We start from the raw sequence: 3,067 nt of genomic DNA, 5'->3' as shown, positions 1-3,067 counted from the left end.
TTAGCAGACGATCTTTGACATATTGGCAACACAAATCAAAATCATAAACACCAACTAGGTGTGTGTAAAAGAAAGTAGAAAAGGGCGTACGGGGGATGCCTAGGCTCTCAGAGGCGATGAAGGACGTGATAAGCTGCGATAAGCTGCGGGGAAGTGCAAATAACTATTAATCCGCAGATTTCCGAATGGGACAACCCAGTATATTGAAGATATACTATCCTGCAAAGGAGGCAAACCCGGGGAACTGAAACATCTAAGTACCCGGAGGAAGAGAAAACAAAAGTGATTTCCTAAGTAGTGGCGAGCGAACGGGAATAAGCCCAAACCATGGTTGTTTCGGCAACTATGGGGTTGTAGGACTTGCATAATCAAATGGCTTAGAAGTGGAATTGTTTGGAAAGACAAACCAGAGACGGTGATAGTCCGGTACACGTAATAAACCAAGCGAGGCGAGTATCCTGAGTAGCGCGGGACACGAGAAATCCTGTGTGAATCTGGCGGGACCATCCGCTAAGGCTAAATACTCCTGAGAGACCGATAGAGAACCAGTACCGTGAGGGAAAGGTGAAAAGCACTTCGAACAGAAGAGTGAAATAGTACCTGAAACCGTGCGCCTACAAGCGGTTGGAGCCGATTTAATCGGTGACAGCGTGCCTTTTGCATAATGAGCCTACGAGTTACTTCTCACTGGCAAGGTTAAGACTTTAAGGGTCGGAGCCGAAGCGAAAGCGAGTCTGAATAGGGCGCTATAGTCAGTGGGAGTAGACGCGAAACCGAGTGATCTACCCTTGGTCAGGTTGAAGCTGTGGTAACACACAGTGGAGGACCGAACCAGTTGACGTTGAAAAGTCTTTGGATGAACTGAGGGTAGGGGTGAAAGGCCAATCAAACTCGGAAATAGCTCGTACTCCCCGAAATGCATTTAGGTGCAGCCTATAATTAATCTTACAGAGGTAGAGCTACTGATAGGACGCGAGGGTTTCATCGCCTATCAACTCCTGATAAACTCCGAATGCTGTAAGATGCTGTTATGGAGTGAGGGCATGGGTGCTAAGGTCCATGTCCGAAAGGGAAAGAACCCGGACCATCAGCTAAGGTCCCCAAATGTATGTTAAGTTGACCAAACGCGGTGTTGTTGCTTAGACAGCTAGGATGTTGGCTTGGAAGCAGCCATTCATTTAAAGAGTGCGTAACAGCTCACTAGTCGAGCGACGATGCATGGATAATAATCGGGCATAAACATACTACCGAAGCTATGGATTGAACTTTTAGTTCAGTGGTAGGGGAGCATTCTAAACTGGGTTGAAGCTGAAGACGTGAGTCCCAGTGGACTGTTTAGAAAAGCAAATGTAGGCATAAGTAACGATAATGGGGGTGAGAAACCTCCACGCCGAAAGACCAAGGTTTCCTGATCAACGCTAATCGGATCAGGGTTAGTCGGGACCTAACGCGAACCCGAAAGGGGTAGTGGATGGAAAACAGGTTAATATTCCTGTACCTGCCATACAATAAACGTGACGGATCGGCCAGGTGCTTACGTACTGACGGAATAGTACGTTGAGCCTAGTCTACGGACGAAGCGAAAGTAAGTAACCGGTTCCAAGAAAAGCAAGTATGGCGGCTCGTACCGTAAACGGACACACGTAGTTGGGTTGAGTATACTAAGGCGCTCGAGTGATTCATGGCTAAGGAACTAGGCAAATTAGCCCCGTAACTTCGGGAGAAGGGGCGCTCCTCTTTAAGGGGAGCCGCAGAGAAATGGCCCAGGCGACTGTTTATCAAAAACACATGGCTTTGCTAAATCGAAAGATGATGTATAAGGCCTGACACCTGCCCGGTGCCGGAAGGTTAAGTGGAGATGTTAGCTTCGGCGACGCATTGAAATGAAGCCCCGGTAAACGGCGGCCGTAACTATAACGGTCCTAAGGTAGCGAAATTCCTTGTCGGGTAAGTTCCGACCTGCACGAATGGTGCAACGATCTGGGCACTGTCTCAGCCATGAGCTCGGTGAAATTGTAGTTCCGGTGAAGATGCCGGATACCCGCAACGGGACGGAAAGACCCCGTGAACCTTTACTGCAGCTTAACGTTGGTTTTGGGTAAGTAATGTGTAGGATAGGTCGGAGACTATGAAGCAGCATCGCCAGGTGTTGTGGAGTCACCCTTGAAATACGACCCTTTGCTTATCTGAGGCCTAACTCTGAGAAGAGGACACCGTTTGGTGGGTAGTTTGACTGGGGTGGTCGCCTCCAAAAGAGTAACGGAGGCTTCTAAAGGTGCGCTCAAGACGATTGGTAACCGTCTGCAGAGTATAATGGTATAAGCGCGCTTGACTGTGAGGCCGACAAGCCGAGCAGGTACGAAAGTAGAGCATAGTGATCCGGTGGTTCCGCATGGAAGGGCCATCGCTCAAAGGATAAAAGGTACTCCGGGGATAACAGGCTGATCGCTCCCAAGAGCTCATATCGACGGAGCGGTTTGGCACCTCGATGTCGGCTCGTCACATCCTGGGGCTGGAGAAGGTCCCAAGGGTTGGGCTGTTCGCCCATTAAAGTGGCACGCGAGCTGGGTTCAGAACGTCGTGAGACAGTTCGGTCCCTATCTGTTGTGGGCGTAGGAAATTTGCGAAGGCCTGACGTTAGTACGAGAGGACCGCGTTGGACAAACCGCTGGTGTACCAGTTGTTCCGCCAGGAGCATTGCTGGGTAGCTAAGTTTGGAAGGGATAAGTGCTGAAAGCATCTAAGCACGAAGCCTGCTTCAAGATGAGATTTCCATTAAGGGACGTTAGAGACGATGACGTTGATAGGCTGCAGGTGTAAAGGTGGTGACATCATAGCCGAGCAGTACTAATTACCCGAAGCTTTCAAGAGAGTGTTCTCTTAGGAGATATATTTGACACACATTTGGTACGGTGATATGATTTTGATTTGCGCTGATATGTTATAACAACATTCAGGTGGTTATTGCATCGGGGTTCCACCTCTTCCCATTCCGAACAGAGAAGTTAAGCCCGATAGCGCCGATGGTACTGCGTAGAAGTGGGAGAGTAGGTCGCCGCCTTTTTTT

The 3,067-nt window shown here is 49.1% G+C and carries 2 rRNA genes; both read left to right on the top strand.

Annotation, left to right across the window (positions count from 1 at the left end):
- Window positions 1-68: 68 nt before the first annotated feature.
- A 23S ribosomal RNA gene (locus ACSX1H_RS18985) occupies window positions 69-2,870 on the top strand.
- Between the two features lie 83 nt (window positions 2,871-2,953).
- Window positions 2,954-3,064 (top strand): 5S ribosomal RNA (gene rrf / locus ACSX1H_RS18980).
- The last annotated feature ends 3 nt before the right edge of the window (window positions 3,065-3,067 follow it).

It is taken from the genome of Carboxylicivirga taeanensis (genome assembly GCF_051851475.1).
Classification (GTDB): Bacteria; Bacteroidota; Bacteroidia; order Bacteroidales; family Marinilabiliaceae; genus Carboxylicivirga; species Carboxylicivirga taeanensis.
The sequence above is the reverse complement of the archived record's forward strand: the minus strand, read 5'-3'. Positions and strand labels throughout refer to the sequence as shown.